The organism is uncultured Senegalimassilia sp., assembly GCF_902464545.1.
GTDB lineage: Bacteria > Actinomycetota > Coriobacteriia > Coriobacteriales > Eggerthellaceae > Senegalimassilia.
In genome coordinates, this window is sequence record NZ_CABQJR010000005.1 from 1 (window position 1) to 23,379 (window position 23,379).

Annotated in this window: 18 protein-coding genes and 1 pseudogene; 12 read left to right on the forward strand and 7 right to left on the reverse strand. The window is 60.6% G+C overall.

Annotation, left to right across the window (positions count from 1 at the left end; all coding sequences use genetic code 11):
* Positions 1–871, forward strand: a pseudogene (locus tag RDW26_RS02330) (IS256 family transposase); the annotation flags it as partial.
* Between the two features lie 161 nt (positions 872–1,032).
* On the opposite strand, the gene RDW26_RS02335 reads toward RDW26_RS02330, so the two are convergent.
* On the reverse strand, positions 1,033–2,343 hold the full coding sequence (locus tag RDW26_RS02335; protein ID WP_307982357.1) for an ATP-binding protein: 1,311 nt from the start codon (positions 2,341–2,343) through the stop codon (positions 1,033–1,035).
* A gap of 404 nt (positions 2,344–2,747) precedes the next feature.
* Between RDW26_RS02335 and RDW26_RS02340 the strand changes: the two genes are divergently transcribed.
* Positions 2,748–4,574 (forward strand): ABC-F family ATP-binding cassette domain-containing protein, encoded by a 1,827-nt coding sequence (locus RDW26_RS02340; protein ID WP_307982358.1) that lies wholly within the window; start codon positions 2,748–2,750, stop codon positions 4,572–4,574.
* 392 nt (positions 4,575–4,966) lie between these two features.
* Here RDW26_RS02340 and RDW26_RS02345 read toward each other — a convergent pair whose 3' ends face one another.
* A complete protein-coding gene (locus RDW26_RS02345; RefSeq protein WP_118350427.1) occupies positions 4,967–5,767 on the reverse strand; it encodes an SDR family NAD(P)-dependent oxidoreductase in 801 nt (266 codons plus the stop codon).
* 254 nt (positions 5,768–6,021) lie between these two features.
* Here RDW26_RS02345 and RDW26_RS02350 point away from each other — a divergent pair, with 254 nt between their 5' ends.
* The 5 genes from RDW26_RS02350 to RDW26_RS02370 all read left to right on the forward strand — a co-directional run bounded on the left by RDW26_RS02350 (position 6,022) and on the right by RDW26_RS02370 (position 12,717).
* Positions 6,022–7,692 (forward strand): PLP-dependent aminotransferase family protein, encoded by a 1,671-nt coding sequence (locus RDW26_RS02350; RefSeq protein ID WP_307982359.1) that lies wholly within the window; start codon positions 6,022–6,024, stop codon positions 7,690–7,692.
* 166 nt (positions 7,693–7,858) lie between these two features.
* Complete coding sequence (locus tag RDW26_RS02355; RefSeq protein WP_307982360.1) at positions 7,859–8,653, forward strand: HAD family hydrolase; 795 nt, start codon at positions 7,859–7,861, stop codon at positions 8,651–8,653.
* A gap of 155 nt (positions 8,654–8,808) precedes the next feature.
* A complete protein-coding gene (locus tag RDW26_RS02360) occupies positions 8,809–9,405 on the forward strand; it encodes a cytochrome c3 family protein (RefSeq protein ID WP_296129661.1) in 597 nt (198 codons plus the stop codon).
* Positions 9,406–9,420: 15 nt separating this feature from the next.
* Entirely contained in the window at positions 9,421–10,908 is a 1,488-nt protein-coding gene (locus RDW26_RS02365) for a flavocytochrome c (RefSeq protein WP_118350423.1), read from the forward strand.
* Positions 10,909–11,124: 216 nt separating this feature from the next.
* Positions 11,125–12,717, forward strand: a complete 1,593-nt coding sequence (locus RDW26_RS02370) for a LuxR C-terminal-related transcriptional regulator (protein ID WP_307982361.1) — start codon at positions 11,125–11,127, stop codon at positions 12,715–12,717.
* 108 nt (positions 12,718–12,825) lie between these two features.
* On the opposite strand, the gene RDW26_RS02375 is transcribed toward RDW26_RS02370, so the two are convergent.
* The 3 genes from RDW26_RS02375 to RDW26_RS02385 all read right to left on the reverse strand — a co-directional run bounded on the left by RDW26_RS02375 (position 12,826) and on the right by RDW26_RS02385 (position 16,964).
* On the reverse strand, positions 12,826–14,010 hold the full coding sequence (locus tag RDW26_RS02375; protein ID WP_307982362.1) for an MFS transporter: 1,185 nt from the start codon (positions 14,008–14,010) through the stop codon (positions 12,826–12,828).
* Between the two features lie 166 nt (positions 14,011–14,176).
* Complete coding sequence (locus RDW26_RS02380; RefSeq protein WP_307982363.1) at positions 14,177–15,496, reverse strand: dicarboxylate/amino acid:cation symporter; 1,320 nt, start codon at positions 15,494–15,496, stop codon at positions 14,177–14,179.
* A 442-nt stretch (positions 15,497–15,938) separates the two neighbouring features.
* Positions 15,939–16,964, reverse strand: coding sequence for a DMT family transporter (locus RDW26_RS02385; protein ID WP_307982364.1), 1,026 nt, complete (start codon positions 16,962–16,964; stop codon positions 15,939–15,941).
* A gap of 177 nt (positions 16,965–17,141) precedes the next feature.
* Between RDW26_RS02385 and RDW26_RS02390 the strand changes: the two genes are divergently transcribed.
* Positions 17,142–17,564, forward strand: coding sequence for a peptide deformylase (locus tag RDW26_RS02390; RefSeq protein WP_307982365.1), 423 nt, complete (start codon positions 17,142–17,144; stop codon positions 17,562–17,564).
* Positions 17,565–17,850: 286 nt separating this feature from the next.
* Complete coding sequence (locus tag RDW26_RS02395; RefSeq protein WP_307982366.1) at positions 17,851–19,848, forward strand: bifunctional UDP-sugar hydrolase/5'-nucleotidase; 1,998 nt, start codon at positions 17,851–17,853, stop codon at positions 19,846–19,848.
* Positions 19,849–20,116: 268 nt separating this feature from the next.
* Here the strand turns inward: RDW26_RS02395 and RDW26_RS02400 are convergent, their stop codons facing one another.
* Positions 20,117–20,413 carry a hypothetical protein gene (locus RDW26_RS02400; RefSeq protein ID WP_148514812.1) on the reverse strand — a complete coding sequence of 99 codons (297 nt, stop codon included), beginning with the start codon at positions 20,411–20,413 and terminating at the stop codon, positions 20,117–20,119.
* Positions 20,414–20,523: 110 nt separating this feature from the next.
* Between RDW26_RS02400 and RDW26_RS02405 the strand changes: the two genes are divergently transcribed.
* The 3 genes from RDW26_RS02405 to RDW26_RS02415 are packed head-to-tail and all read left to right on the forward strand — an operon-like array spanning position 20,524 to position 23,033.
* Positions 20,524–21,840 carry a DNA repair protein gene (locus RDW26_RS02405; protein ID WP_307982367.1) on the forward strand — a complete coding sequence of 439 codons (1,317 nt, stop codon included), beginning with the start codon at positions 20,524–20,526 and terminating at the stop codon, positions 21,838–21,840.
* Positions 21,833–22,186, forward strand: a complete 354-nt coding sequence (locus RDW26_RS02410; protein ID WP_307982368.1) for a hypothetical protein — start codon at positions 21,833–21,835, stop codon at positions 22,184–22,186. Before RDW26_RS02405 ends, RDW26_RS02410 begins: the two co-directional genes overlap by 8 nt.
* A 43-nt stretch (positions 22,187–22,229) precedes the next feature.
* The gene (locus tag RDW26_RS02415) at positions 22,230–23,033 is read left to right on the forward strand and encodes a DUF3800 domain-containing protein (protein WP_307982369.1); all 804 of its coding nucleotides are present in this window, start codon (positions 22,230–22,232) and stop codon (positions 23,031–23,033) included.
* Here RDW26_RS02415 and RDW26_RS02420 read toward each other — a convergent pair.
* A complete protein-coding gene (locus tag RDW26_RS02420) occupies positions 23,030–23,374 on the reverse strand; it encodes a hypothetical protein (RefSeq protein ID WP_307982370.1) in 345 nt (114 codons plus the stop codon). The genes RDW26_RS02415 and RDW26_RS02420 overlap by 4 nt on opposite strands.
* Positions 23,375–23,379 lie beyond the last annotated feature (5 nt).

Sequence of the window (23,379 nt, forward strand, 5' to 3'; positions counted from 1 at the left end):
GGTCGAGGAGGCCATCATCGAGATGTACCTGGCCGGCGTGTCGACGCGGCGCATCGAGGACGTCAGCGAGATCCTGTGGGGCGCCGGCGTCTCCGCCGGCACGGTCTCCAATCTTAACGACAAGGCGTTCAAGGCCGTGGACGAATGGAGGTGCCGGCCTCTGACCTGCGAATACCCGTATGTCTACATCGACGGCATCTACCTCAAGCGCAGCTGGGGAGGCTCCTACGAGAACGTGGCTGTGATGGTGGCCATCGGCGTGAACGGGGACGGGTACCGCGAGGTCGTCGGCTGCGCCGAGGGCTTCACGGAGTCCAAGGAGTGCTGGCAGGACTTTTTATCGTGGCTGAAGTCGCGGGGGCTGCGCGGCGTTCGCATGTTCACCGGCGACAAGGCCGCCGGCATGGTCGGCTCGATCGCCGAGGTGTTCCCCGGGGCCAAATACCAGCGCTGCACGGTGCACTTCTACCGCAACGCGCTGGCCAAGGCCCCCAAATCCAAGCGCCCCCAGGTCGCGGCGATGCTCAAGGCCATCCACGCGATGGAGTCGCGCGAGGCCTCGGCGGCCAAGGCCGAGTCGGTGGCCGCCGAGCTCGAGTCGATGAAGCTCAAGGAGGCAGCCAAGGTCGTGCGCGAAGGCTTCGCCGAGACGCTGACGTGATGCGAGATGCCCCGCGAGCATTGGCGGCGCATCCGCACGAACAACGCCATCGAGCGCCTGAACAGGGAGATTAGGCGGCATACCCGCGTCGTCGGCACGTTCCCTGACGGGAAATCCGCGCTGATGCTGGTGGCCGCCCGCCTGAAGTACGTCGCAGACAGCGAATGGGGCTCCCGCCGCTACTTGGACGCGTCTCTGCTCAAGGAGTAGCCGTACCGGCGGCTTGCTGAATTTGCGCAAAACTATTGACGGTACCTACCAAAACGGCCTTATTTTCGCCATTTTTGGCGAAAATAAGGCCTTAAAATGACCAAACTTGGCGAAAATCAGGACATAACATCGATATTTAGGCTGATGGTTTAGCGCGAGGTCTACGAGCGTTCGCCCCATAGCTCAGCATTGCATGCTGCATAGAGCGGAATGTTTCGCATCCAGTCTTGCTCACGAAATCCTGACATGCTGAAGCGAAGCGCAGTGATATCGGGATGCTTGTCCTTAAAGGCTCGAAGGCTTCTTGCGCGAAGATTTTCCTCAGCTTTCACTTCGATGGCTGCAACTCGACTTCCGTCTTGCACTAGAAAATCGAGTTCACCCGTCGAATTCTCGGCGGACCAGTAATAAGGTGCGAGACCCCGTTCGGAAATGAGTTGCTGGCAGACATATTGCTCGGTGAGCGCCCCTTTGAACTCTTCGAAGATTGAACTGCCTCCGATGACGGTCCGTTTGTCCAGACCAGCCATGGCGGCAAGTAGACCGACGTCAAGCAAGAAGAGTTTGAATGCGCTGTCATCAGCGTAAGAACGCAGCGGTAGCCCAGGCTTCGTCACTCTTCGCACGCGCGTTACAAGCCCCGCTTGCTCCAGCCAGGTAATCCCCGATTGGTAGTTACGCGCCCTGGCACCCTTGGCGATATGCCCAAAAACGAATTTTTTGTTCTCCTGACCTAGGTGCTGGGGTATGGATTCCCAGGCCGCGATAGCGTGCTCGGCTTCCGTTCGGGAAAGATGCTTGGAGATGTCGCGTTCGTAGCCGCGCAGGATGTCGTTCTGTACCTCGCGAGCGTCTTCTAGCATTCCGCGTTCGAGAAACGCCGCCACCGCTTCGGGCATCCCGCCCACATAATAATACTGGCGAAGCAACGGGATCAGCTTGCTGGAGAACGAATCGATCATGACCGGATCGTCGATTGCGATAAGCTTTGCCAGATTGCCGTTTCCAGTTGCAAGCAGGAATTCGGTGAATCCCATGGGAAACAGGTCAAGCGTCTCCACTTTGCCAACGGGGTAGCCGGTGCCGTCGTGAATGGTGATTCCCAGCAGCGAGCCGGCTGCCGCGATGGCGTAACCTGGAGCTTCTTCGTAAAAGTATTTGAGCGAGGTGAGCGCTCGCGGGCACTCTTGGATTTCATCGAGGATAATGAGCGTTTCGCCTTCCGCTATGTGCTCGCCCGTTTCGAATTGGAATGCCGAGATGAGCCGGGGGATGTCATAGCCGAGTTCAAACTGTTCTTGCATGACTGCGTTGTGGTCGAGGTTGATATAGGCGACATTTGAGAATCGGGTTCTGCCGAACTCTTTCAATAACCACGTCTTGCCGACCTGGCGTGCGCCATTGAGGATGAACGGTTTTCGGCGTGGCTTATCCTTCCAGGCGATAAGCTTGGCCATTAAGGTCCTGTCCATGCTACCTCCCTATAACATTAAGGCCTTATTTTCGCACAGAATGGCGAAAATAAGGCCTTAATATAACCAAAACTGGCGAAACTCAGGACATAACATCGTAATTTAGGTTGATGGTTCTGGATATGGGCGGGAATCGGGTTATATAACGGGGCTGGGCACGAGGTCGTCGCAATCGTTGGCTTGAAGATCGGGGGAAGCATATCGATCGTCGTCAAAGGTTGTGCGAGCGAGTGCTTTCGTGTTCGGGAGGGTGTGGCGAAGTTGGGGCGCTTTGGGGCTTGGGCGATGGTTGGCTGGCCATTTGCTATCATGGTGCGTTGGAATCGATGCAGGTCCTTGGTCGCGTTTGCGCTTTCGGCGCGGTTGCGGCCAAGGTGCTGATATATGCAAGGAAGTTGGTACCTATGGCGTTTATGCTGGGTTGCGAGAAAGTGCGCGTGGATTTTCCCACGAAAACGGTGTTTGAAAGCGTGTCGTTGGGCGTTGACGAAGGCGATCGCATCGGCATCGTGGGCCGCAACGGCGACGGCAAGTCCACGCTGCTGTCGGTGATGGCGGGCATGCTCGAGCCTGACGAGGGCCGCGTGCTGCGCAACGGCGCCGTGCGCGTGGGCGTGCTGGGGCAGTTCGACAAGCTGAACGACGACGACACCGTCGAGCGCGCCGTGGTAGGCGACATCCCTGAGTACGAATGGGCCGGTGACGCGCGCATTCGCGACATCATCGCGGGCCTTGCCAGCGACATCCCTTGGGACGCGAAGGTGGACACGCTTTCCGGCGGCCAACGCCGCCGCGTCGACCTGGTGCGCCTGCTTATCGGCGACTGGGACATCCTGGCGCTTGACGAGCCCACCAACCACCTGGACGTTCGCGCCATCACCTGGCTGGCGAATCATCTGAAGAACCGCTGGCGCGCCGGTCAGGGCGCATTGCTGGTGGTCACGCACGACCGCTGGTTCTTGGACGAGGTGTGCACGCGCATGTGGGAAGTGCACGACCGCGTGGTCGAGCCGTTCGAGGGCGGCTTTTCCGCGTACATCCTGCAGCGCGTCGAGCGCGACCGTTTGGCTGCTCTGGCAGAGGAGAAGCGGCAGAACGCCCTTCGCCGCGAGCTTGCCTGGTTGGCGCGCGGCCCGAAGGCTCGCGGTACGAAGCCGAAGTTCCGCGTGGACGCCGCGCACGAGCTGATCGCCGACGTGCCTCCGCTGCGCAACGAGCTGGAGCTCAAGCGCATGGCCATGGCACGCCTGGGCAAGCAAGTGGTGGAGCTGAAGAACGTCACGGTGCGCTTCGACGGCAAGCCCGCGCCCGTGCTCGACGGCGTCGACTGGATCATCGGTCCTGGCGACCGCTACGGCATCGTCGGCGCCAATGGCGTGGGCAAAACCACGCTTTTGAAGGTGATTCAGGGCGTGCAGGCGCCCACGTCGGGCTTCGTGAAGATCGGCAAAACGGTGAAGTTCGCGGTGCTGTCGCAGCACCTGGACAACCTCACCCGCTTCGGCGACGACCGCGTTCGCCAGGTGATCAGCAACTACACGCGCCGCATGATGCTCGACGGCAAGGAAATGACGCCCGCGCAGCTGCTGGAGAAGCTGGGCTTCTCGCGCGCCGACCTCAACGAGCCGGTGTGCGACCTGTCCGGCGGTCAAAAGCGCCGCCTGGCCCTTATGCTTATCTTGCTCGACGAGCCCAACGTGCTCATCCTGGACGAACCGGGCAACGACATGGACACTGACATGCTGGCCGCCATCGAGGAGCTGTTGGACGCATGGCCGGGCACGCTGCTTTTGGTCACGCACGACCGTTTCCTGATGGAGCGCGTCACCGATCACCAGTTCGCCCTGGTAGATGGCCATATCCGCCACTTGCCGCGCGGCGTTGAGGAGTACCTGGAGATGTCAGCGCGTGCACCGAAGCCGATTGCGCACGCCAAGGCGCCGCAGGGCTCGGGGGCGAATGAGGACGCGAAAGCCACCGCTGCTGGCGGCGATAGCCCGCAGCTGTCCGGCGGCGAGATTCGCGAGCTGAAGAAGCGTATGCGCAGCTGCGAGAACAAGACGAACACGCTGCGCGGCAAGATCGAGCAGGCCCAAGCCGACATGGCCGCCGCCGACCCATCGGATTTCGAGGCGCTCGGCAAGTTCCAGCAGCAGATCGACGACTTCCAAGCCCAAATCGACGAGCTCGACAAGCAATGGCTCGAAGCCGCGGAGGCGCTAGGGGAGTAGTAGGGGCAACCTGAACAGGGGACGGAGGTGTGTTCAGGTGTGAACACACCTCCGTCCCCTGTTCAGGTGGTCGAGCTGGGCGAACGCTATCTTCCCCTGTTCGCTCGACAGAAATCGCCGAAGTGCCAAAAAAAAAGGGGGGGGGCAGACGCCAGCTTTCTGACAAGTTTGAACACACCTCCGTCCCCTGTTCAAGTAGCAGAGCACGCAAAAGCGCCTCGGACCGCAGATGCCCGAGGCGCTTTCGTTTATTCCACCGGAGGGGTCCGGATAGAATCGTAGAGAAGTAGTTGGCCGGTACAGCCACACGAACGCCCTTTCTGTTCCAGTTCAGAAGGCAGATGGGGCTAGAGGAGAGGCGCGATGAACGCACCTCCGTCCCCTGTTCAGGGTTACGGGCGCAAGCCCATGCCGCCTTCGAGCGTGATGGTCTCGCCGCTCATGAACTTGAAGTCGGGACCGCACAGCTGCACGACGGCGCGACCGATCTCGGTCTCGACGTTGCCGTAGTGGCCCATCGGAGGCATGTGCACGTTGGCCTCGTAGGCCTCGGGGTACTGTTCCTTGAAGTTCTCGAGCGCAGCGGTCCAGGCGAGCGGGCAAACCACGTTGGCGTTGATGCCGTCGGGACCCCACTCGGTGGCGGCGACGCGCGTCAGGCCGCGGATGCCTTCCTTGGCTGCGGCGTAAGCGCACTGGCCGTAGTTGCCGAACAGACCGGCGCCGCTGGCGAAGTTCACCACGGAGCCCTTCGTCTCCTTCAGGTGCGGGTAGCATGCCTGCATGTAATAGAAGGCAGCGTACAGGCCGGAATACAGCGCCAGATCGAACTGGGCGGTGGTGTGGTCGGCGATGGTGACGCCGGAAGCGGAGGCCTGGGCGTTGTTCACCAGCGCGTCGATGCGCCCGAACTCGGCCATAACCTGGTCGACGGCGGCTTGCACAACGGCCTGGTTATCAGCCTGGGCGTTAACGTCGGCCTGGATGGGCAGCACGCGGATGCCGAACTCGCTCTCAAGACGCTCCTTGGCGGCTTCGAGCTTCTTCACGTTACGGCCGGTGATGGCAAGGTTTGCGCCCTCTTTGGCGAAGGCGGTGGCGATGCCGAACCCGATGGAGCCCGCGGAACCGTCCTTCAGCGCTGCAAAGCCCGCGCCGGTGATGATGATGGTTTTGCCGGTGAAGTAACCCATGTTCGTCTCCCGTCTTCGTGTGCCCTTGGCATGCATGCAAATGGCCGCAACAGCCAAGGAATCGTTGCGGCCGGATTCAATGAGCAACAAAAGTGTAATCGGTATTTGGTTTGGTCAAAAGAACCAAAACAGTGATAGTTTTACATACCAGATAGACCAGTTGCACCAGTTCGTTCAAACGCTCAAACCGGCCGTTCCCGCTGCAAACGCACCGAAAAACGCGCTTTTGCGGCCGTACGCGAAAGGATCAGCCCATGTCAGCATCTCAGCAGGCAGGTATGCTTACGTACGATTTGCGCTCGCGCGGCACCAGTTCGCTTTACGAATTCCTATACCAGTCCATTCGCGAGGACATCGCGCGCGGCCGAATCCCCTGCGGGACGAAGCTGCCGTCCAAACGCAACCTTGCCCAGCATCTCGATATCGGCGTTGCAACGGTCACAGCGGCATACGACCAGCTGATCACGGAAGGGTTCGTGCGCACCGAACAACGCCGCGGCTATTTCGTGGAGGACGTCTCAGAGTTCCGGTGTAAACCGGTTACACCCCAGGTCAAAGATTCGAGTAGCGAAGATGGAACGAGCGTCGGCGCCGAATGCGGTGCGCAGGATGCGGCAGCAAGAGGCGTTTTTGCTGCGCACAGCGCCCAGGATGCGAGATTCGATGATGCTTCGGCAGGACGCAACAGCAGACATCGCGGAACCGCCAGGAGCTCCGCCGACACCGCTAGTGACACCCTCGCCGCCGAAACCCCGCAAGCGATTGAACGAGCCCGCGACCCGGAGTACTTCGTCGACCTGAAAGCTAACCGTACCAGCGTATCGTTATTCCCGGCTACGGTGTGGGGGCGTTACATGCGCGAGGCGCTTTCGCTTCCCAGCGACAACCTGTTGCGATCGATTCCGTTCAACGGCCTGCCCGAGCTGCGCCGCGCCATCGCGTCGTATCTGCGGCGCACGCGCGGCATGGACGTTTCGCCCGACTGCATCATCATCGGTGCGGGCAGCGAGTATCTGTACGGCCGCCTGCTGCAAATGCTCGGGCCCACCACCACGTTCGCCATGGAAAACCCTGGCTATCGCAAGTTCGCCGCCATCTCCAAGGCGTTCGGTAACCCCTGGCGGCCGGTCCCCATCGATGAATCGGGCCTTCTGGTGGACGAACTTGAGGAATCGGGCGCCGATGTGGTGCACGTTTCGCCGGCCAATCATTTCCCCACGGGCATCGTCATGCCCATCAAGCGGCGCCTGGAGCTGTTCGAGTGGGCGAACCGTGCGCGCAAACGCTACATCATCGAGGACGATTACGACAGCGAATTCCGCTACAGCGGCCGTCTGATCATGCCGCTGTTCGCCGACGACGCATCCGACAAGGTGATTTACCTGAACGCTTTCTCGAAAACCATGGTGCCCAGCCTGCGTATCAGCTACATGGTGCTGCCGCCGAAGCTGCTAGCGCGCTACGTAGACACCATGAGCTTCTACTCGTGCACGGTTTCCAGCTTCGAGCAGTACGCGCTGGCGCGCTTCATCGACGAGGGTCACCTTGAGCGGCACATCAATCGCACGCGCAACTTCTATCGTCGCCAGCGCGAGGCGGTTTTGCGGGAGATCGCACAATCGCCGCTGGCGGAAATCTCGCACGTCGAGGAGCGAAACGCGGGCACGCACTTCTTGCTGTATGTGCGCACGAGCCTTACGCACGACCAAGTCAGACAGCGCGGCGCGGAGCAGGGGCTCAACATCTCGCTGTTCAACGATTACCTGCTGCGCGACGGCGACGGGTTGAGCGAGCGCACTACAAAGCGTTTTGAGCAGTATTCGAACGGCGAAACCGCGCTGGTGCTGAACTACGCCGGTATCGAACCGGAGCGCCTGCCGGAAACCGTGCGCCGCCTCGCATGCGTCTTCCCAGAGTGTGAGTAGCACCTCCATCAACAAGCCTTCAACGTTCCGTCAACGGCCGGTAAGCATCCTGCGCAGGTTTCGTGGCCGGTATTTTCGCTTGCGAAACGCGCCGTACAATGGCGGCGAAGCGAGGGATACGAAACAAACGCGCGGCGCATGGGGCGCGGCGGCAAAGGAGGCAGGCATGATCAAGCTCATCGCATCGGATATGGACGGCACGCTCCTGGACGGCGAAGGAAATGTGCCGCAGGAGACGTTCGACCTGATCAAAAGGTTGAAAACCGCAGGCATCGGGTTCGTGGCATCTTCGGGCAGGCGTTTCGACACGCTGCAGGAGCTGTTCGCCCCCGTGAGCAACCAGATGGATTTCGTCGCCTCCAACGGCGCGCAAGTGGTGATCGGCGGCCAGCTTGTGGACCGCGAGGTGTACAGCCACGCCGCGCTACGCAGGCTCAAGGACGTGGTCGACCTGTTCGACGGACTGCATCTGGTGGTGTTCGACCGCAAGATCTCCTATCTGCTCGACGACGAGGAGCGCTTCGAGCGCGAGCTGGACAAGAACCTTCCGAACCCGCTGCGCGTGCGCGACCTGCCGCGCCCCGATACCAGCATCATCAAGGCCTCGATCTACGTGGACGACGCCGTCATGGATATGGCCTACATCCTGGAGCGCGAGATGGGCGAGGACTTCGTGTTCGCACCGTCCGGCCGCAAATGGATCGACGTCATGCAGCGCGGCGTGAGCAAAGCCACGGGCATCAAGCAGGTGATGGAAGCACGCCATGCCCGCGCCGAGGAAGTGGTGGCGTTCGGCGACTCCATGAACGATTACGAGATCATGCGAATGGTGGGCACGAGCATCGCGATGGGCAACGGCCGCTCCGCCATCAAGGAGATCTCCACCAAGGTAATCGGCCCCAACACCGAGCACGCCGTGCAGCGTGAGCTGGAAGCGTTGCTCAGCATGATGGGGAAGTAGCGGCACTTCGCACACCCTTCGAAAACCACCCTGGTCACAGGCTTAAACCACCCTTTTCGGATGTGCAGCATCAAAGGGTTTCCTCCTACTATCTTGCTTGTCGAAAGCCGCTCCTCGGCGGCGAATGGGAAGCCAAGAAGGAACAGGAGGACGTTATGAGCGAAAGCGAGCACACGGGCAAGTTGTCGCAGAACAAGCGCAATCGCACCATTGCCACGGTGTGCGTGGTCGCAGCCGTGGCGGTTGCGGCGGTAGGGGGGTTCGCGGTTTGGCATAACCAGCCCAGCTTCTGCAACAGCATCTGCCACACGCCCATGAACGCATATGTGGAAAGCTATTACAACACCGATGGCACTATGCTTGCCAACGCGCACATGAAGGCGGGCAAGGACTGCCTGACGTGTCACGAGCCCAAGATCGAGGAGCAGGTGGTCGAGGGTATGCACTGGGTGACCGGCGACTACACGTTCGACGAGGACACGCAGCATCTGGTGAGCCGCAGCGGCGAGTTCGCCACTCAGGAGTTCTGCCTTAACGAATCGTGCCACAACATGGACCTTGACAAGCTTGAGAAGAAGACCGAGTGGATGGCCTGGAATCCGCATGACTTCAGCGAGCACGGCGTCACCGACTGCGGCGACTGCCACAAGATGCACAGCCAGTCCGTCATCACCTGCTCGGAGTGCCATTATCAGGCTGCCGAGGATGTGCCCGAGGGTTGGGACAGCATCCCGTATCGTGAGAAGAAATAGGGAAGGGGAACGATTATGGACGTCAAGGGCAACGATGTTTCCCGTCGTGGTTTCCTCACGGGCGCGCTGACCTTCGGCATGGGCGCGATGGCGATGGGCCTGACGGGTTGCGGCACCCCGCGAACACTTGAGGCGGAGGCCGCGCAGAACACCATCGACGGCGGCGAGTACGACATCGTCGTGGTGGGCGCGGGCGGCGCGGGCATGGCTGCGGCCGTGGGCGCGTGCGACCAGGGCGCAAAAGTGCTGCTTTTGGAGAAGATGCCGGTAGCGGGCGGCAACACCTGCTTCGCCGAGGGCGGCATGAACGCATGCTGCACGAAGTTCCAGAAGGCAGCCGGCATCGAGGACAGCGTAGATCTCATGTCCTCCGACACCTACGCGGGCGGTCACGAGAAGGGCAACATGGAGCTCATCCGCCACATGTGCGCCGGCTCGAGCGATGCTATCGACTGGCTTGATTCCATGGGGATCACGCTGTCGAAGCTGGGCACGTCTGGCGGTGCTTCGGTCAAGCGCATCCATCGCCCCGAGTCAGGCGAAGCCGTTGGCAAGTACATCGTGAAGGGCATGACCGAGCAATGTCGCCAGCGCGGCGTGTCCGCCGTGTGCAACACGAAGGTCGAGGAGATCGTCATGGACGACGGCAAGGTGGCGGGAGTCCGTGCCACCGACCCCAACGGCCTGCCCATCGAGTATCGCTGCCGCGCGCTCATCGTGGCAACGGGCGGCTTCGGAGCCAACAGCGAGATGCTGGCGCAGTACCGCCCCGAGCTTCGCGAAGCTGTGACCACCAACCAGCCGGGTACGCAGGGCGACGGCATCCTGTTCTCCCAGGCCGTGGGCGCCGATACCGTGGATATCGACCAGATCCAGGTGCACCCCACCGTCGAGCAGACCACCGCGACGCTGCTGTCCGAGAACATCCGCGGCGACGGCGCCATTTTGGTGAACACCGACGGCGTGCGCTTCACCAACGAGCTGCTCACGCGCGACCGCGTGTCGGAAGCGGAATGGGCGCAGCCCGGGCGCGGAGCGTTCGCCGTGTTCGACCAGTCGGTGCACGACAACAACCTGTCGGTTGAGGAGAAGTTCGTCTCGCGCGGGCTCATCCACGTGGCCAACACTTTCGAAGAGCTAGCGCAGAAGATGGGCGTGCCGGTCGATGCGTTCGTGAACACGGTGACGTCGTACAACGACAACATCGCCAACGGCGTGGACGACCCCATGGGGCGCACGAAGAGCCTGAACCCCCTGGAGAAGGCGCCGTACTACGCGCTTCCCGTCGCGCCGGGCGTGCACCATTGCATGGGCGGCCTGCGCGTGAACGCCGCGGCCGAGGTGCTCGACGCCGACGGCAACGCGATCCCGGGCCTATTCGCCGCTGGCGAGGTTACCGGCGGCATCCACGGCGGCAACCGTTTGGGCGGCAACGCCGTGTGTGACATCAACGTCAACGGCCGTCAGGCGCAGGAAACCGCGTGCGCATACGTTTTCGCATAATAGAAGACGTTGAGCGTGTATGCAAAAGCCGGGAGCGCGATCACGCTCCCGGCTTTTGCGCGCAATCGGGTAGTAGACGATGCAGGGTTTGCGCGAGGCTTTGCTTCGGCGATGGGAAACGTTGAGAACCGCCTGCATCGCTGATACGACAACGTGCTTATGCCGATTCGGCAAGTACGCTTGCTATAATTATGCGCTTGAAAGAGGGAGGGGCGCATGAACGACGAGATTTCCATGGCCGCACGGCGCGTGCATACGGCAAGCTGGCAGGAGTTCCGGTCCACGTATGGGCCAAGGTTCGCCGCCTGCTTCATGGGCTTGATCGCTATTCGCGTATGGACGCAATGCTGTCTGTACGATCGGTATACGGCAACCGATTCGGGCGCCGTCACCATTATCGGAAACATGACGCGCGTCGCCCTCATCTTCATTCTCATGCTCGTGTTCTCGCGTATCCCGCTGAGCGGGCGCGCCCGACAGGCTCTTGACGTGCTATCGATGACGGCAATGACGTTGGCGCCTGCACTTTTGCTAGTGCAAATAGAATATCCGACGTTGCCGCTCGGCATTCCCGCATCCATGTTTGCGGGATTGGGCATCGTGTGGGGCGGCGGCATGTGGATCACGTTCTTCGACCGCTTAGACGAGGGCGAGGCGCTTATATACTCGTTCGCATGTCTGGGAATCAGCGCGATTTTGGGCTTCGTTCTAGGATTCTTGCCGTTGCCTGCCGTGTTCGCCATCGGTTTGTTCATGCCGACGCTATCGTTCGTGTTGTTCAAGCAGGCCATGGACACGCTCGATGCGCGGCAAGACGTCATTCCCGAACCGAAACGCGACCGCGTCTACGACCACGAGAGTAAAACGCTTCCTCTGCGCATCCTTGTCGCCGTTGCGCTGCTTGATTTCGCGCTTGGCGTGGCACGCGGGTTCCCGGAGGGCACTTCCATCGTTTTGGCGCCTTCGTTCCAGCTTGCTCACCAGATCGCCGTGGCAGCGCTGTGCGCTGGCATCATCTGGTGGGTGCTCGTGCGCGGCCGTGGTTTGAGCTTCGGGGCGATGTGGTGGCTCGAGGTTGCCCTCATGGTCATCGGCGTGCTGCTTATCGTATCCCTTGACCAGGCGCAATTCGGGGCGATGCTCATCACCGTATCGAACACGTTCATGATCGGGCTGTTGTGGTATGGCGTGTATGATTATTGCCGCCATAGCTCCATTCCGTCGTATCTGGTGCTCGCCGCCGTTTGGGCGGCCCATTTGCTTCCGCGCGAAGCTGGCCGCTACCTGGTTTTCCTGTTTGGACCCCAGCTTGGGCAATCAATGCTCGTCATTGCCGCATTGGTATGCCTGCTTGCGCTGAGCATGGCTGTGATGTTGCGAGGCAGCCAGCCGAAAGCACGGCGATTCTTCGCCACCTTCGGCACGCCCGATGCGCGCAAGGGCGCTTTGGAGCGCACCGTGGTGGCGGAAGCTGCGCCCGCGCAATGCGATGCCGGGGAAACGCAGGTGACGTCGGTTGCTGCTGCGTTCGAGGAAATTCCGAATGAGCAAGATGCCCGCGATGTAGAGGGCGCAACGTTCGAAGATGGCTTACGGGCTCGCTGCTCGGCGCTGCAGGCACGTTTCGATTTAACCGATCGGGAAACCGACATGGTCTGGTATTTGGCGCAAGGGCGTAGCAAGGCGTTCATCAGCCAAGAACTTCACCTATCGGAAAACACCGTGAAAAGCTATACGCGCAATGTGTACTCAAAGCTTTGCATCCACTCCAAGCAGGAATTGCTCGACGCGCTGAGCGAGACCCGTTAGAAGCGTTTGATAACGAGTTAGCCCTTACGGCATCCCGCAAGGAATCGCATTGCGGTCCAGCCGGATCGGACTGCCGACAGCCGGTCCGAGAACGTGGCGATGGCCCGATCAGGCTTGGGTGCCGTCGAGCTTCTTGATGACGATGGACAGCAGCGCGGCCGCAAGGGCGATGATGGCAAGCGTGAGCATGACGGGAGTGAGCCCGAAAGCGTCGCCGGCCATACCCAGGAACGGTTCCGCCACACCTCCAAGGCAGATGGCAACGCCGTACGTCAAACCCGATGCCATGCCTAGATGCTGCGGCACGTAGCCCATTCCCACCGCAACCGCCGAGGGATAGAACAGGTCGATCCCGATGGCCAACACCGCAGTCAACGCCAAAGCCAGCCCAACCGAAGAGCCGTTCAGCGCGAACGCAGCACCGGCAAGAGCGGTGATGGCCAGACAGGCGATGGTTAGCCTATGCGCGCCCACCGCTTCGGAGGTGCGGCCAGAAAGCGCAGTACCCACCATGCCGGCGACGGAGAACAGCGAGATAGCTAGTGAACTTGCCGCCTCGGTTTGCCCGAGCACGTTCATAAGGAACAGCGGGATGAAGGCCATGAAGCCGTAGCTGAGGACGGACCGAAGCGACAACGTGACCATGATCAGCCCGAACAAGCCCCAACGTTCGGGACGCTCGATGACCGCCGCATTGGACGCAGCAACGGCGTTCAGCGCCTTGAAGCGGCTGTTATGCAAGAAGAGCGCCGCTGCACACAACGCCGTGGGCGCAAGGAACACGGCAAGCCCGTGCATGCCGAATACCGAAAGCGAAACAGCGGCCATGATCGGGCCGATGAAGAATCCCACGTTGCCACCGACGGCGAAGATGCTCATGCCGTTTCCCTTGCGCGCACCGGCCGCCAAGTTGGAGATGCGACCGCCTTCCGCATGGAACATGGCCACGCCAAACCCGCATACCAGGGCGCTTATAACGATAAGAGGATAGGAGCCGGCCCAGCCGATACCCGCCATACCTGCGCCGGCAAGCAACACGCCGAGTCCCATGAACCACGGGCATGCGCGACGGTCGCTTATCCAGCCGAACAGCGGCTGCACCACAGCCGACACGATATTGGCAGCGAACACCAGCATAACGGCCTGCGTGTACGAATAGCCGTCCACCACCAGAAAGGGCAGCACTGCCGATAGCGCACCTTGGTTGATGTCCGAACATGCATGTCCGAGCATCGCCAAATAGTTTGAAACCCGATCGCCGTGTTGCGACGAGCGTGCGACCTTGGTAGCCATGCGACCTGCTTGCCTCCTTCTCGATCGAAACGAACTCACCTGATAGGGCATGCTCAAATTAGTCTTGGAACGAACGCGTGTTCGATGTTACCATAATAGAAAAGGGATGGCAGCAGAGATTTCCTGCAACCATCCCGAAAGGCTCGAGCGTTTGACGCAGTGCGCTTTATGCAGCCTTGGCGGCCTGGCGCGCCTCCTTGCGCTTCTCCAGGGAGTCCACGCACACGGCGGCGGACTGGTCGCCGGTGATGTTGACGACGGTGCGCATCATGTCCAGCACGCGGTCGACGCCCGCGACCAGCGCGATACCCTCGACGGGCAGGCCGACGGACTGCAGCACCATGGCCAGCATGATCATGCCGGAGCCGGGCACGCCGGCGGTGCCGATGGAGGACAGCACGGCGGTCATGACGATGACGCACTGCTGGCCGAGGGTCAGGTCGATACCGAACACCTGGGCGATGAAGATGGCGCAAACGCCCTGGTAAATTGCGGTGCCATCCATGTTGATGGTGGCGCCCAGCGGCAGCACGAAGCTGGAGACCTCACGGCGCACGCCCAGCTTCTCGGAGCACTCCATGTTGATGGGCAGCGTGCCCACGGAGGATGCGGATGCGAAGGCGAACGTCATGGCGCGGACCTGGCCCTTGAAGAACGTCAGCGGGCCCATCTTCGCGATGGCCTTCACCATGCCGGAGTAGACCACCACCATGTGCAGGATCATGGCCAGGTAGGCCACCAGGATGAGCTTAAGCAGCGGCAGCAGGATGTCGGGACCGTTGGTGGCAACCACGGGGGTGATTAGGCCGAACACGCCAAACGGCGCGATGGAGATGATCATGTGCATGATCTTGATGCAAACCTCGGACATGCCGTTGACGAAGTCGGCGACGGGCTGCGCCTTCTTGCCGGCGGCCAGGATACCGAAGCCGAAGAACAGCGCGATCACGATGATCTGCAACATGCTGGCGTCGGACATGGGCTGCACGAAGTTGCTGGGGAAGATGTTGACGATGGTCTCGATGAAGGAAGGCGCGGCCTTGGCCTCATACGAAAGCTCGTCGGCGGTAAGGGTATAGCCGCCGCCAACGTTGAACACATTCGCGATGATCAGGCCGATGACGATGGCGCATGCGGTGGTGCACAGGTAGTACGCGATGGTCTTGCCACCGATGGCGCCGACCTTCTTGATGTCGGACAGGCTGATGACGCCGGCGATCATCGAGAAGATGACCAGCGGCACCACGATCATCTTGATGAGGTTCAGGAAGATAGTGCCCAGGGGCTTGATGTAGGTGGTGGCGATATCAGGGGCGCCCTGCAGGGCAAGGCCGGCCACAACGCCCAAGGCCAACGCAATGAAAATCCACGTGGTAAGGGAAAGACGCTTGAACCAAGGCTTGTCGGCGTTTCCCGCGGAAACCGCTTCCGTAGCCTCCTTAACGTCTGCTTTGACCTCTTGCTCAAGGTCGTTGATCTTGGACATGTGATCCCTCTCTAACTCAAAAACCCTTCCTATGCAGCCGCCGCTTGCGCGCGCTGCTGCAATTGAAGCGCCATAAGGCACAAACGCGCATTGTACCCGAAACTCTACGAAAACATCCCAAAACAGCCATCGTTTTCGGTCGCCGAGGGAAACTAGCGACGAAGGAACCGAGCCTGCACGTTTTATGGCGTAAGGTTTTTAGGTTGTTGCTGCAGCGTGGCTTCGAAGCAAATCGGGAGTCGCGCTAACTGGCGTAGCGAGCAAATCAGGGAGACTCAGAGTTTTCACGCGGGGTCATGCGAGAAAATCCTTCGAAGCTGGCAAAGAACTTTCCGACGCAGCGAATAGCGTCGGCATGCAGGACGACAATTGCGCCGACTGGCGCAGCAACTTAGATTGACATCTAAATGTATGTTCAATAATATCGATAATATATCTTATGTTATCTTGGCTTCCCGCCCAACGTGACGAGCGCCAGCATGACCAGCATGAGCACCAATCCTGCCAAATCGAAGCCGGAGAATGCCGTGCCCAGGAACACGCAGGCGCACACGCTGGCGTTGATCGGCTCGACGGCGCCCAACAAGCTGCCGGTGACCGAGCCCACGAACGCCACGCCGCGCAGATACAGCGCGAACGACACGAACGTGCCCAGAAATGCCAGGCCTCCGATAAGCACCAGCCAGCCGAATGCGTCCATGCTCGCAACCGCCTCGGGAGCGCCCGCGCCCATGGCGAGCTGCATGGCGTACGCGATGCCCGAGCAGACGCACGTCACCAGCATGCCGACGCTCGTGGCCGCAAAACTGCCGAAACGGTCGAACAGGCCCGCAGCGCGCGGGGTCAGCACGTAGATTGCAACGCATACGGCGTTCAAAAGACCCCAGAACAGGCCGGCTGCCGGCAACATCAGCGTGCCCAGGTCGCCCTGCGTGGCGATAAGCACCGTGGCCGCGAAAGCGCAAATCAGGCCCACAAACTCGTTTCCCTTCGGCAAATGTCGCCCCATCACGCACGTGAACAGCATGACGAACACGGTGCTGAGCATCTGCAGCACGGTGGCGGTACCGGCGTTGGTGAACGCGATGGTCATAGCGTATGCGAACTGGTCGACGAACAGCGCGGCGCCGAACACCAGGAAGAACAGCTTCACGCGCGGCTCGCTCTTCCAAATCAGCTCGAGCATATAGCGGCGCCGCAGCACCAGCACGCCAAAGAAGAACAGCGTGGCCACCAGCGAGCGCACGGCCGTGGCGAACATGGGCGTGATGCCGTAATGCGAGAACAAGTGCTGCGCGCACGCGCCCGACACGCCCCACAGCCCGGCGCCCGCAAGCGCGCAGGCAATGCCGACCCAGAAAATGCGGCGCCGTTCGCCTACTGGCTGCTCGGCAAGCGGCTGCCTACTCGTTGGCTGGCTGGCATCTGCTGCTTGCTTGTTGGGCTGCTTCGCTTTCGTTTTCGCCATGTAAATTAAACCTTCCCCGATGTGTGGCGGCGTATACGATAGAATATCGAAAGCGATTGTAGAGCAATACGTCGGCAAGTGCATGCGAGCGTGCATGCGGAAATGCATGCGTGCGTATCCGCAGATGCGCATGCATGCGCACGCGTTTTGCGCCGGCGTCGAAGCGAAGGAAGTCTTATGGCTATCAAGGAACTGGTCCACGATGAAGCGGTGCTGTCCACTCCCTGCGAGAAGGCAACGGCTGAGGATGCCCAGGTGGCGCAGGATCTGCTGGACACCATGGCGTCGCTCGACGAGGCGGCCTGCCTGCACGCCAACCAGATCGGCGTGACGCACAACCTGTTCGCCTATGTTGACGAGAAGGACAAGCAGCACGTCATGTTCAATCCCGTCATCAAGCTGGGCCTGGCTGCAAGTAAGCAGGTCGAAGGCTGCTTCACCCACGAAGAGCCCGTCACGGTCACCCGCTACGACCGCATCAAGGTCTCCTACGAGGAGCTGGTGGACGGCAAGCTGGCCCCCCGCAAGGGCGACTTCCGCGGCTGGGTCGCGCAGCTGATCCAGCACATGGCCGATCACGGCAAGGGCAAGTTCATCTAAGCGCTTACGAGCCGAAGGGCACTCCCCTTCGGCTCGTTTTCTATTGCGTGGTTTTGCGCTGCATTCCCTATTGCCCCGCTCTCGATTTCGCTGCTTCAGGCTGCGAAAATGGAATCAATTCCGCAATGTGCCCGACTAGCCGTTGGAAATGAGTTCGAATCCATTTTCGCAAAAAGCAGCGCGTTTTCCGGAATCGTGCGCGCGTATTATGGTCGTGCGTTACGAGTCACTTGGTTTACTTCTTGCGTCCACCCGCTTCGGCCTCTTCGCAGATTGGAGCATCCTTATGAGCAACGAGCTTTCCCGTCGTCAGTTCCTTGCGGGCGCGACCGCCTTCGCTTTAGGCAGCGCTGTGTTCGGATTGCCGCGCCGCGCGTTCGCCGATGATGCGCAAGCGGGCAGCGCTATCGTCATCCTGCACACCAACGACGTCCACTGCGCCGTTGGCGAAGCCGATGAAAAGGGAGCGACACCGCTGGGGTATTCGGCGCTGGCAAGCTACGTTGCCGACCGCAAAGGCGTTTTCGGCAATGGGAACGTCACGCTCGTGGATGCCGGCGACGCCGTGCAGGGCAACGTCATGGGCACGCTGACGCAAGGTCAGGCGCTCGTCGACATCATGAACGCCACGGGATATGACTACGTGATTCCCGGGAACCATGAGTTCGACTACGGGATGCCGCAGTTCAACCACCTGGTTGGTAGCGCAAACACCACGTACCTGAGCTGCAATTTCACCGACAAGCGCCCCGAGGTGCCCACGCTTATGTTCGCTCCGTACGCCGTTCAGGCCTATCCGCTTGCGGGCGGCGGCGCTGCGCGCGTGGCGTTCGTGGGGGTTACCACGCCGGCGACGCTGACGGCGTCATCGCCGAAATCGTTCTGGCGAAGCGACGACGACCATACGTGCGTATACGGCTTTTGCGAGGACGATACCGGTGCGGCGCTGGTCGCGGCAGTGCAAAACGCCGTGGATCAAGCACGCACGGCGGGCGCCGATTACGTTGTGCTGCTGGCTCATCTTGGCCAGGACGGGTCTCCCGACATCTGGCGCTCCGATGCGTTGGTGAAGCGCTGCCGCGGTATCGACGTGATCATCGATGGCCATTCGCATCAGGAATATGTGCAGGTCATGCAAGATGCCGAGGGTAAAAACGTCATCATCACGCAAACGGGCACGCAGTTCTCCAGCGTGGGCCAGGTCGTTATCAACCCGGACAGCGGCACCATCTCCGCCAGCACGCCCGCCTTCGAAGCGACGCTTCTGCGCGAGGCCCGCAAAAGCGGCGATCCCGCATACGTGCAGGAGGCGACGTTCGGGCGCGATGACAACGTACAGGCGGCCATCAACGAGAAGGTGGCGGATGTCGAAGCCCAAACGGGAACCGTGATCGGCGCATCCGAAGTGGACCTGTACGCATTCGAGGACGACGACTACACCTGGGCCGTGCGAGCGCATGAAACGAACCTCGGCGACTTCGTGTGCGATGCATACCTTTATTATGCGACGAACGCGGGCGTTATGGCCGACATCGCGTTCGTCAACGGCGGCGGCGTTCGCGCGAACCTGAACCGCGGCAACGTGACGAAGGGCGACCTCATCAACGTGAACCCCTTCAACAACCAGCTTTGCTACACCAGCGTTTCGGGTCAGGACCTGCTTGATGCGCTTGAGCTCTCGGCCAGCAGCCTGCCCGAGTCCAACGGTGACTTCCTCCAGGTTTCCGAGGGGCTGGAGTTCGTCATCCGCACCGACATCGACTCGCCCGTTTTGCGCTCGGGCAGCACGTTCGTCGGCATAGACGACGCGAAGGAGCGCCGCGTGCGCAGAGCGAAGCTGCACGGCAAGGTTATCGACCCGCAAGCGGCGTATACGCTGGTATGCCACTCGTACTACCTGGTGGAAGGCGGCGGTTCGTACAGCATGCTGTGCAAGAACCCGGTCACGCTGCTGGGTTTGGACAACGATGCCCTTATGGAATACGTGCAGCTGAACCTGCAGGGCGTTATCGGACAGCAATATGCAGGCGCCGCAGGTCAGGGGCGTATCGCGACGCAGGTGGGACCCGATCCCGTACCTGATCCCGATCCCACGCCGAAGCCCGAACCCGAACAGCCCGAAACGCAGCCACCAGCGAACGACGCGAGCGACCCCAAGCCCCTTGCCCCGACCGGCGATGACGGCGCCCTGAAGGCAGCCTCCGCAGCCGTTGCCGCCGCAGCAGCAGTCGGAGCAGCCGCTTTCGCCACCGCCCACGCGGAAACCAAGGACGAACGCGCATAGTTACAAGCTCGTCTAAATGCTCGCGGGCCGAAGGGCGCTCTCCCTTCAGCCCGCTTTCGTTTTCGCGCTCCGCCCCCTATCACGGCGCTTGTAACGCCGTAGTGAAGCTATAAAAATGGAATCCATTCCGCAAAATGCTGAAATCGCCGCTGAAAATGGATTGAAATCCATTTTCATGGGAAATGTCGTATTTTGCGGAATCTAATCCATATTGCGATCGCCCGCCGCGGACTGCCGGCTATCTGCCACTGAACAACACCCCGCTCCCCTAGCAGCTAGGCTTAGTCGGGGTGTTGTCGATGGCGTTGACCCACCAGCGGTCGACGTCGGGGGTACCGAGCGCTGGCGAACCTTGGCGGCGCTCCAGGTACAGATTGGTTTCCTTCCGCCCGAAACGGATGCGGAAGCGCGACGTTTTCGCCCCCTTCTGCATTTGCCCCGGCTCCCCGCGGTAGAGCACCTCGTCGATGCGAAACGTGCGCCCATCAGGCCATATGACCGCCAGCGGGTCGATACGCCCCTCATCGTTCACGTGCAGCACGACGTTGACGTACATTTTGTGCACGCCTCGCCTTTCGCCGTCTTTCGTCATAAAATCCATCGCTATGGTATTTTCGAACGCGCGTTCGAAAATTGCTAGCGAACAAACGATGGAGAAACGGAAAGGATTGGCGGGTGACGGATTTGCGCAAAACCTCGGGTTGCGTTATATGCATCGACTTGAAGTCGTTCTACGCCAGCGTGGAATGCGCCGATCGCGGCCTTGACCCGTTCACCACCAACCTGGTGGTGGCCGACCCCGACCGTTCCGCGAACACCATCTGCCTTGCCATCACGCCGGCCATGAAGGCCGCCGGCGTGCGCAACCGCTGCCGCGTACGCGACATCCCGCCGGGCATCGAGTACCTGACCGCCGTCCCCCGCATGAAACGATACATGCAGGTCAGCGGCGAGATCGTGGGCAGCTATCTTGAGCTTGTCAGCCCGCAGGACCTGCAGGTGTACTCCATCGACGAGTGCTTCATCGACGCCGCGCCCTACCTGCGCCTCTACCGCACCGACGCGCGCACGTTCGCAAAACGCCTAATGCGGCGCGCCTTCGAGGTTTCCAGCGTCACCGCCACGGCCGGTATCGGGCCGAACATGTTCCAAGCGAAGGTGGCGCTCGACATTTGCGCGAAGCACGCCAGCGACGGCATCGGGCAGCTTGACGACGAATCGTTCAAGCGCGAGATCTGGTTCCACCGCCCGATCACCGACATCTGGGGCATTGGGCCGGGCATCGCCCGCCGCCTGGCCAAGCACGGCGCGCACGACCTTGCGGGGGTTTGCGCCGTCAACCCCAAAGTGCTGCGCTGCGAGTTCGGCAAAAACGCCGAATACCTTATCGACCACGCGTGGGGCCTTGAGGCGTGCACCGTCGAGCAAGCGCGCAGTTACCGCCCGCGCGGCCATTCGCTGACCAACGGGCAGGTGCTCATGCGCGACTACAGCTGCCGCGAGGTGGAAACGCTGCTGCGCGAGATGGTGCTGGGCAGCGCGCTCGAGCTGGTGGAGAAAGGCTTATGCGCCCAGGTGGCAAGCGTATACGTGGGATACTCGGCCAGCAATTTCCCCCACCAATCGTGGGAGGGATGCGGGCCGTTCGGCGCCGCGGCCGCCGGTGCGGGCGGGTCGGCGAAGCTGCCCAAGCCCACCAACGCCGTCGACGCGCTGACCGACGCTGTGCTGGAGATCTACCGCGCGCGCGTAACGCCGGGGCTTGCCATCCGTCGCGTGAACATAGCGCTGGCGGACCTGATGCCCGCCGAGAAGGTGCAGCCCACGCTGTTCGACGACGCCGCGAACGAGCGCAAGCAGGCCGCCTTGTCGCGGGCCATGGTGGACGTGCGCAAGCGCTTCGGCGCGAACGCGCTGCTGAAAGCCACAAGCTTGAAGGAGGAGGCGAACGCCATGGAGCGCAACAACCAGGTAGGCGGGCATCGTGCTTAGCCCTGATCAGGCGCGCGTGGCCGCCGGCCTGCCCACGCCAGACGTGTGGCCGGGCCTGTCGGCCGACGAGCGCGAATACCGCGCGCAGATGCTCGACCGTATAGCGCAACGCGTAGCGGCCGACGGCGTGCGCGTGTCGGTCCCCTCGCCCGACCGTGGCAGCCAGTTCATGCCCTTCGCAGCGCTAAAAGGCTACGAAGAGGTAATCGCCGAAGTCGAGAACGGCAGCATCGAGGAAGCACTTGATGCCGCCGACGCGCAAGCCGAGGAAGCATCCCTGAGATACCAACACGATGAAGTGTTCGAATCAATCAGAGAAGGGCTACGACACGAACGAAACGCCTAGGGCTTACAAGCTACGTTGCTCTCCATGATTGAATGCAGCGCACATGAATCTTCGAAACAGCCTAGACAAGAGCGCGGCTGGCGTGGTAAAAAGATATTGGAGACATCGCTTGATGTTTCCTCCAAGTAGCGGGGGGGTGTCCTCCCGCATTTTTTTATATTTAGGAGGGGCATTGCGCGAAATCAGTATCTTTGTCGATGAATCTGGCGGGCAGGACGGCCATTCGAAATACTACGTACTCACGCTTGTCTTTCATGACCAGTCATTTAGCCTAGAAGAGCATTTGATCAGACATCGTAAAGGCCTTGCTGATCGCAACCTTGACGAAGTGCCTTTTCACGCTGGCCCTATTATGACTGGGCACGACGATTTCGAGTACATGGATTTCGAAACGAGGAAGTCGCACCTTACCTTGTTCTTCATCAGCGTCCAGAAACTCCCCATCACATATCAGACGTTCTTGTATAAGCGTAAAGAAGTTGGAGGCAGCACCCAGCTTGCCACAAAAATGAAGCGCGACATCATTACCCTGCTCTTCGACAACCTAGAGTTTTTCCAGTCGTACGACAAGGTGAAAATCTACTACGACAACGGGCAGGAAATCGTCGCGCACGCGCTGCGCGGTGCCGTCGAATACGCACTCTCGAAGGAAAGCGTCTTGTTTCGTAAAACCAATGCTGCTGATTTCATGCTCGCGCAAGCCGCTGACATGCTGTGCACACTTGAGCTAACGGCGGAAAAATACCGCAACAAGGAAGCGACGCGCACCGATATAAAAATGTTCGGCAACGCCCATGCGTTTAAGAACAACTACATGAAAGCGATCAAACGTAAACGGCTTAGCTAATGCTCTGCGCCTTTAGTGGTTATGCCAGTGGTTATGCCGGTGGTTTTTAAGTAGGTGGGCGTTGGCAAGAGCTGATCGAGGTATGCCGCTCGTAGGTTTGCGGTGACGCTCTTCGCGTCTGCCGTTCGACCGGTTTGCACGTCGTTCAATCCGCAATCGACGACATCATATAGGCGGGCGCGGGTCGCTTTTCGAAGCAAGCTCTCGTATGCTTCCGGAGACATGGATACAATCGCCTCTCGCCCGTCTTTCATAACGAAAACAGGCTCCTGAGCAGCCAGAACCGTTTCGACGAATGCAGCTGCATTCGTCATCTCCTCAACGGAAGCGCAAATCGACACAAGCA